The sequence below is a fragment of the Phenylobacterium sp. genome, assembly GCF_031181185.1.
In the GTDB taxonomy this organism is placed as follows: Bacteria; Pseudomonadota; Alphaproteobacteria; order Caulobacterales; family Caulobacteraceae; genus Phenylobacterium.
Window position 1 is genome coordinate 1 of sequence record NZ_JAPSKZ010000192.1, and the last position, 6,686, is coordinate 6,686.

At 72.8% G+C, this 6,686-nt stretch carries 10 protein-coding genes; 7 read left to right on the forward strand and 3 right to left on the reverse strand.

Annotated features, from left to right (window positions below):
- The 6 genes from RIF93_RS17520 to RIF93_RS17545 all read left to right on the forward strand — a co-directional run.
- A partial coding sequence (locus RIF93_RS17520) for a hypothetical protein (protein WP_309092737.1) occupies positions 1–247 on the forward strand: 247 nt, incomplete at its 5' end.
- Positions 248–266: 19 nt separating this feature from the next.
- Positions 267–668, forward strand: a complete 402-nt coding sequence (locus RIF93_RS17525; protein ID WP_309092738.1) for an EthD domain-containing protein — start codon at positions 267–269, stop codon at positions 666–668.
- Between the two features lie 72 nt (positions 669–740).
- Positions 741–1,127 carry a response regulator gene (locus RIF93_RS17530; protein ID WP_309092739.1) on the forward strand — a complete coding sequence of 129 codons (387 nt, stop codon included), beginning with the start codon at positions 741–743 and terminating at the stop codon, positions 1,125–1,127.
- Positions 1,124–2,248 carry a YaiO family outer membrane beta-barrel protein gene (locus tag RIF93_RS17535; protein ID WP_309092740.1) on the forward strand — a complete coding sequence of 375 codons (1,125 nt, stop codon included), beginning with the start codon at positions 1,124–1,126 and terminating at the stop codon, positions 2,246–2,248. Before RIF93_RS17530 ends, RIF93_RS17535 begins: the two co-directional genes overlap by 4 nt.
- 64 nt (positions 2,249–2,312) lie before the next feature.
- Positions 2,313–3,290 (forward strand): HEAT repeat domain-containing protein, encoded by a 978-nt coding sequence (locus RIF93_RS17540; protein ID WP_309092741.1) that lies wholly within the window; start codon positions 2,313–2,315, stop codon positions 3,288–3,290.
- Positions 3,287–4,759 carry a glycosyltransferase gene (locus tag RIF93_RS17545; RefSeq protein WP_309092742.1) on the forward strand — a complete coding sequence of 491 codons (1,473 nt, stop codon included), beginning with the start codon at positions 3,287–3,289 and terminating at the stop codon, positions 4,757–4,759. The genes RIF93_RS17540 and RIF93_RS17545 overlap by 4 nt, the downstream gene beginning before the upstream one ends.
- On the opposite strand, the gene RIF93_RS17550 is transcribed toward RIF93_RS17545, so the two are convergent.
- From RIF93_RS17550 to RIF93_RS17560, 3 genes are read right to left on the reverse strand one after another with little or no spacing between them, the layout of a single operon-like run.
- Positions 4,713–4,979 (reverse strand): Hpt domain-containing protein, encoded by a 267-nt coding sequence (locus tag RIF93_RS17550; RefSeq protein ID WP_309092743.1) that lies wholly within the window; start codon positions 4,977–4,979, stop codon positions 4,713–4,715. The genes RIF93_RS17545 and RIF93_RS17550 overlap by 47 nt on opposite strands.
- A gap of 21 nt (positions 4,980–5,000) precedes the next feature.
- Positions 5,001–5,462 (reverse strand): hypothetical protein, encoded by a 462-nt coding sequence (locus tag RIF93_RS17555; protein ID WP_309092744.1) that lies wholly within the window; start codon positions 5,460–5,462, stop codon positions 5,001–5,003.
- Between the two features lie 44 nt (positions 5,463–5,506).
- Positions 5,507–6,211, reverse strand: coding sequence for a LamG domain-containing protein (locus RIF93_RS17560; protein WP_309092745.1), 705 nt, complete (start codon positions 6,209–6,211; stop codon positions 5,507–5,509).
- Positions 6,212–6,281: 70 nt separating this feature from the next.
- Here RIF93_RS17560 and RIF93_RS17565 point away from each other — a divergent pair.
- Positions 6,282–6,686, forward strand: a 405-nt coding sequence (locus tag RIF93_RS17565; RefSeq protein ID WP_309092746.1) for a GNAT family N-acetyltransferase, incomplete at its 3' end; no start/stop codon positions are given.

Here is a 6,686-nt window from a genome sequence, read left to right on the forward strand (position 1 = left end):
GGTAACCGCGCCGCTTTCGGACCTGGCCTGGAGCAACCCGCACGCCACCGCCAAGGTGAGCTACCAGGGCCGGGCCTGGGACGTCGTCCTGGCGCCGCTGGCCCGCATGGAAGCGCGCGGCCTGACGCGCGAGATGATCGCCGGCGGCCAGCCGATCACGCTGGAAGGCTATCCGCGCCTCGATGGCACGGCCGAGATGCGCCTCGAGCGCGTCACCGTGCAGGGCAAGGTCGTCGAGCTGCGCTGACCCGCGACGGAGGGCTGGCGTGACGCCGCGTCGGGGGCGCACCCTGGCGGGCATGATCAAGCTCACCTTCTGCCTTCGCCGGCGGCCCGAGCTCTCCCGCGAGGGCTTCCAGGCCTACTGGCGCGACACCCACGCGCCCCTCGTCGCCAGCCTCGCCGAGACCTTGCAGATCCGCCGCTACGTGCAGCTGCATAGCCTGCCGGCCAAGGCCAGTGCGGCCGTCCGCGCCAGCCGCGAGGCGCCGGAAGAGTACGACGGTGTCGCCGAACTGTGGTTCGACAGCTTGGACGCCATCCTGGAGAACGGCCGCCGTGCTGAAGCCCGCGCCGCCGCCGCCCGCCTGCTGGAGGACGAGCGGCGTTTTATCGACCTTGCCCGCTCGCCCCTCTGGTTCGGCGAGGAGCGCGTGGTGGTCGGGTGACCTGCGCACGCGCTGACGGAACCTCCGCCTTGGCTTGACGCTCCTCCTGAACCCGGGCCTGTGGCTGACCAGATGAGCCAGTACATTCTCATCGCCGACGACGACCCGCTCCTGAGGGCCATCCTGGAGCACAAGCTCGAAGGCGCCGGCTATACCGTGAAGAGCGTCGAGGACGGTCAGGCGGCGCTCGACGCCGCCGCAGCCGAAACGCCCGCCGTGATCGTGCTCGACGCCATGATGCCGGTCATGGACGGCTTCGAGGCGCTGCGCCGGTTCAAGCAGGACGCCAGGCTGGCCGGCATCCCGATCATCATGCTCACCGCCCTGAAGCGGGAGGCCGACATCGTCAGCGCGCTGAAGCTGGGCGCGGCCGACTATGTGGCCAAGCCGTTCAACCCCGACGAACTCGTCGCTCGCCTCGCACGCCTGATGAGCGGCCTGCCCGGAGCTTCTGCATGAGGCGGCTGCTCCTGGCGGCCCTGATCGCCGCCGGCGCCGCGCCGGCGTTGGCCCAACCGGCCCCGCCCGATCCGCTGGCCGAGGGCGTCCGGCTGCGCCAGGCCGGCCAAGCGGCCGAGGCCATCCCGCTGCTCGAGGCCGCCGCCCGCGGCCGGGCCGCCGCCGACCCGGACGCCTGGCTGAACCTGGGGCTCGCCTATTCCGCCGTGGGCCGCTTCGACGACGCCGACCGCGCCCTGGCCGAGGCGGAACGGCTGGCGCCGGCCTATGCCGACGTGGCGGTCGCCCGCGCTCGCATCGCCTTCTTCCGCGGCGATCTCGGCCAGGCCGAGCGGCGCCTCGCCCCCCTGCTCGCCGCGCAGCCGCCGCACGCCGACGCCCGCGCCCTGGCCGATCAGGTGGTGGCGGCCCGCCGCACGCCCGCCGCCCCGCCATCGACCGAAGCCAGAGCCCGCTGGCGCCTCGACCTCGGCGCCACCTACGGCGACCGCAGCCAAGGCCTGTCCTCCACGCGGATCGCCCAGGTCGCGCTGAGCCGCACCGAAAACGGCCGCACCCTGGGCGGTTCGGTCGAATACGCCCGCCAGTTCGGCGCCGCCGACACCTACCTCGAAGGCTTGGTCGCCGGCCGGTTCGGCTATGTCGCGATCGGCGGCGCGTCCGACGCCGATTTCCGCCCCGAATGGGCCGTTCGCGCCGGCGCGGTCTCGCCCGCTCGCGCCTTCGCCGACGGCTGGAGCGCTCAGCTCGCGGTGGACGGCGGGCATTCGCGCTATCCGACCGGCGGCGTGTGGAGCCTGCACCCGTCGCTCACCGTCGCCCGCGGCGAGGCCCTGTCGCTCACCGCCCGCTGGATCAACGTCATCGACGAGACCGACGAGTATCGCACCGGCTATGCGCTGCGCGGCGGGTGGCGGCCCGTCCCGCGCCTGCTGCTGCAGGCCGGCTGGACCCACGCTCCGGAGTCCAGCGAGGGCGTCACCGTGCGGGTGAAGGCGGTCAACCTCGGCGCAGCCTTCGACGTCTCCGACGACCTGACCTTGCGCGTCGACGGCGTCCACGAGGAACGGCCGGCCTACGACCAGGACCTCGTCAGCGTCGGCGTCACGCGCCGGTTCTGAGGTGTCGTCGCTGGGCATCATCTGGCTCTGCGCCCTTGCCCTCGCGCTCTTGGCGCTCGGGTGGATGAGCGGGCTGATCCTGCAGCGCGTGGTCCAGGACCGCGCCCAGCGTCGCCGCGTCGCCGACCGCCGCGCCGTCGAGAAGGCGCTGGTGGCCGTCATGCAGGGCCGCGCCGAGGCGGCCTTCGCCCTCCGCCCATTCCGCCGCCGGGCCCGGCTCATGTCCGAGACGCTTCTCGACTTCATGAGCGTCGTACGCGGCCACGACCGTGAAGTCGTCGTCGCCGCGCTGGAGACGGTGGGCGTGCAGCAGGGCCTGCGCGCACGCCTGCGCCGCGGCTCCATGCCCGGACGCCTGGCCGCAATCGAGGCGCTGGCGGCCTTTCCCGGCTCCGAGACCGAGAAGGCGCTCCGCGACGTCGCGCGCGAGTCCCCCCAGCTGCGCCTGACCGCGCTCGAGGCGCTGTCCCGCGCCGGTTACGACGTGCCGGTCCGTGACCTGCTGGACGCCGCCGCCCAGGGCGATCTCCGCGCCTCCGGCCGCTTCGCTGAGTTCCTGCGCGAGCGGGTGGTGGAGCATCCCCAGGCGGGCGTGGGCGAACTCGCCCGGACCGATCTCTCGCCTGAGCTGCGCGTGCTGCTGCTGGAGGCGTTGGGCGCGAGCGGCGACTATTCCGTCATCACGGCGCTCGCCGCGAACGCGAGCCATGTCGACGCCGCGGTCCGCGCCGCCGCGGTCCGCGCGCTGGGCCGTCTGCAGCACCCCGCGGGCCAGGCCGCGGTGGCCGCCGCCCTCGACGATCCGGATCCCGAGGTCCGCGCCGCCGGCGCCGGGGCGGCCGGCGAGGCCCGCCTGGGCCGCCTGGCCGACACGCTCTACGCGCGCCTCTCGGACGACGCCTGGCGCGTCCGGTTCCAGGCCGCTGCGGCGCTCGGCAAGCTGGGCCCGGCCGGCCTCGAGCGCCTGCGCCAGGCCGCCGCCTTGCCCGATCCCGCTGCCCAGCGGGCTGCATCCCTCACGCTCGCGGAGTTGGGCGCTTGATCGAGCTGGGCTTCGATCTCCAGGCCGCGGCCCGCGGCTTCACCGTCTTCGCCCAGTCGATCGCCACCGTCGTGATCGTCGCCGGCGTCGCCCAGAACGCGTTCCACATCTGGCAACTGATCATCGCCGGAGCCGAGCTCCGCCGTGAGCGCGGCATCGTCGAGCCGCGGATGCTGTGGCGGCGTTACGCCGACAGCGCCCCGCCCATCGCGCTCCTGGTGCCCGCCTACAACGAGGAGATGACGATCGGCGAGAGCCTTCGCTCGCTGCTTGCGCTCCAGTACCCCAGCTTCGAGGTGGTGGTCGTCAACGACGGGTCGAAGGACGGCACGATGGAGGCGCTGAAGGCCGCTTTCGACCTCCAGCCCACCGCGCGATCGTGGGAGCCGATCGCCCCGCACGCGCCGATCCGCGGTCTCTACGTCGCGCCGAACCAGCCGCGCCTGCTGGTGGTCGACAAGGAGAACGGCGGCAAGGCCGACGCGCTCAACGCCGCGATCAACCTCTCCCGCGCGCCCATCGTCTGCTCCATGGACGCCGACAGCCTGCTCGAGCCCGACGCCCTGCTGCGGGCGGTCCGCCCCTTCGTCGAGGATCCCGAGCGCGTCATCGCCGTGGGCGGCACCGTTCGCATCGCCAACGGTTGCGAGATCCGCCACGGCAACATCGCCCGCATCGGGGTGCCGAAGAACCTGCTCGCGCTCCTACAGACCATCGAATACCTGCGCGCCTTCCTGATGGCGCGCATCGCCTGGAGCAGGCTGCAGGCCCTCACCATCATCTCCGGCGCGTTCGGACTGTTCCGGCGCAGCGCCGTCCTCGAGGTCGGCGGCTACAGCCTGGGGACGGTGGGCGAGGACATGGAGCTGGTGGTCAAGCTCCACAAGCGCTTTCGCGAGCAGAGACGCCCCTATCGCATCGCCTTCGTTCACGAGCCGGTCTGCTGGACCGAATGCCCCGAGGACCTTGCCGTGCTGGGCCGCCAACGGGCCCGCTGGCACCGCGGCACGCTCGAATGCTTCGCCAAGCACAAGGACATGCTCTTCAACCCGCGCTACGGCCGCGTGGGCTTCCTGGCCTTCGGCTACGTGCTGGTCGTCGACGTGCTGGGGCCCTTCATCGAATTGATGGGCTGGCTGTTGATTCCGGCGTTCTGGATCACCGGCGTGCTCCACGTCGACTACCTGCTGGCCTTCCTCGCCGTCAGCGCCGCCTACGGGGTGGTGATCAGCGTCGGCGCGCTGGCCCTGGAAGAGGTCGAGCTCCGCCGTTTCCCGAACGCCCGCAGCCTGGTGGTCCTGATGCTCGCCGCCGTGATCGAGAACTTCGGCTATCGGCAGATCAACAACGTGTGGCGCATCCGCGGGACTTGGCAGTTCTTCACCAAGCAGCACAGCTGGGGAACCATGACCCGCAAGGGGTTCAGTTCGCCGGCGGCAAACCCTCCAGCGCCGACACCAGAGGCCTGAGGTCCGCCGCACGGCCTTCGCGGATATCGTCCTCGACCGCCGCCGCCGCCTCGCTCACCGCCGCGAAGCCGAACGTCCCGCCCGCGCCGGCCAGCTTGTGCGCGCGGGCCAGCAGCTCCTCGGCCGGCGTTCCGCCTGTCGCGTGGATCCAGGCCAGGTCGGCGGCTGCGCGCTCCAGAAAGCGGCCCCTCAGCGCGGCCAGCGGGTCGGGCGTGGTCATGCCCGCCAGCCTGCCACACGGCTAGGACCGGAACCAGCCGCCCAGCACGCAGGTCGCCACGCCGTCGCGGATCGTCACCGTCGTCGGCCGCACCGGTCCGGGCTCGAAGACGACGGTCCCCTTCGGCGTCGTCACCCGAAGCACCGAAGGGGCGTTGAACTGGCAGATCCGGTAGACCTCGCCGTCGTCGCGGAAGCCTGCGCAGCTGGCATGCCCGTGCCGCCGCTCGAACGTCACGTCGCCATAGGTGAAGTCCTTCAGCGGCCGCCGTCCCACCAGCTTCGGCGAAGGCGCCTCGGCTGTCGGGCAAGCCGGACCGGTGATGCCGTCCCAGGCCGCCTTCTCGGCCCGCATGCCCGCCCAGGTCCGGTAGATGTCCACCAGCGGCACGCTGGCGGCGATCGCCAACACCCCCGCCATGCCCAAGGTATGCAGGCTGTCCTGCAGCCGCGCCCGTCTGCGCAGGTTCCATGCCGCCGCCATCGTGCGCTCCCTCGTGCCCGATGGAAGATTACATCTGTAAAATCCTAGCTGGCAAGGCCCGCCGGCCGCCGAAACTCCGCAGGGCGCAGCGCCCTCGGCGAAAACCGCGCCTCGCGCAGGGCGCCCTGGAACCAGTCCACCCGGTTCATCCGCACGCCGACCGACGTGCGCCCCGGTCCCTGCGCGGTGAACGCGATCTGCGCCTGCGCCTGCAGCACGCCGTCGACGAAACAGGCGTAGCTCCGCCCGTCGCAGACCTGGGCCACGTGCGCCCAGCGGCCCACGGGATGCCGCTTCTCCGGCGCGATCAGGGTCTGGCTGTAGCCCGGACCCTTGACGAAGGCGTCCAGGTACCAGGCGTCCTCAACCACGCGCACCTCGAACAGCATCCGGGTCCCGCCCGACACCCCCTCGTCGGGCGCGTCCTGCGCCAGGTGCAGCCAGCGCTGTTCGAACTTGCCGCCGTCGGGCCGGATCACCGCCTCGATGGTGAAGGCGACCGCGCCCGCCAGCGGATGGACCGGAACCACGAGCCCGTCGTCCACGCCGTCGAACAGCAAGGCCTTGCCGCCGGGCCCGGGCGCCACGCGCGGCTCGCCCAGCACCTCGGTGGCGCGCCCGGCGACCTTGTCCGGCCGCGCAAAGCTCCAGACCTCCGGCGCGCCCTGCGCCGACGCGCCTCCGGCTGCGGCCAGCGCAGCGGCGCCCGCCAGCACCGCCCGGCGGTCGAAGGTCCGCTGCCTCTCCATCGCCGCAGAGGGCCACAATCCACGCCCGGCGCCTAGCGCCCGCCGCGCCGCCGCCTTAGCTAGCTTTGCCGTGACCCAAGCTCCTGACGTCCAGATCGCGCCCGCACGCACGCCGGCGGACCTCGCCGCCGTCGCCGACCTCTTCCGCCGCTACGCCGCGGGACTGCCGGTCGACCTCGGCTACCAGGACTTCGAGGCCGAGCTTGCGGCCCTGCCCGGCAAGTACGCGCCGCCGGCCGGCGAGCTGCTGCTGGCCCGCGGCGCCTCGGGCGAACCTCTGGGCTGCGCCGCGCTCCGCCCGCTCACACACGGCGCCTGCGAGATGAAGCGCCTGTACCTCGCGCCCGAGGCCCGCGGCCTGGGCCTGGGCCGCGCGCTGACCCAGGCCGTCGTCGAGGCCGCCCGCGCCTGCGGCTATCGCCAGCTTCGCCTCGATACCCTGCCCAGCATGGCGGCGGCCCAAGGCCTCTACGAG